Origin of the sequence: Neisseria sp. P0019.S003 (assembly GCF_051957115.1) — a bacterium.
GTDB lineage: Bacteria > Pseudomonadota > Gammaproteobacteria > Burkholderiales > Neisseriaceae > Neisseria > Neisseria flavescens_D.
The window spans coordinates 1-531 of sequence record NZ_JBQCWT010000043.1 but is presented as its reverse complement, the minus strand read 5'-3'; the positions used below and the strand labels follow the sequence as shown (position 1 = coordinate 531).

The 531-nt window shown below is 48.4% G+C and carries 1 pseudogene; it reads right to left on the bottom strand.

Annotation, left to right across the window (positions count from 1 at the left end):
• Positions 1–289: 289 nt before the first annotated feature.
• Positions 290–531: pseudogene (locus ACTHTS_RS10990) on the bottom strand (hypothetical protein); the annotation flags it as partial.

Genomic DNA, 531 nt, shown 5'->3' with positions numbered 1-531 from the left:
GCATTGCCCTGCCCGCTCTGATTTAAATTTATAGTGGATTAAATTTAAACCAGTACAGCGTTGCCTCGCCTTGCCGTACTATCTGTACTGTCTGCGGCTTCATCGCCTTGTCCTGATTTAAATTTAATCCACTATAATACGCCGGCTTTCCAAACCAGACAAAAGGTCGTCTGAAAACGGCTTCAGGTTGAACACAACCTGCGGCGTTTGTTTTCAGACGACCTTGTTTGCCGAAGAAGCAAACTTGTCCTATTCCCCGACTAGCGTGGGATTTGATGACGGACTGCGATTATTCGTCGCTGCATTGCTTCAAATTAAATTGTGCGGCAGCGGCTTCTCGTTTGTATTCTTCTTCGTAGAGGTAGCTCCGCTGGTAACCCTCCAGCCATTTGTCCATCGGGGCAAGCGCCTTGCGGCATGCCGCTTTGTCTCCGGCATTTTTATAGCTGACGGACAAGTCGTTCAGCGTCCGCATCCATTCGGTCAGATCGAGGAACTTGTCGCATTCGTTGAGATAACGTTGTTTGATAG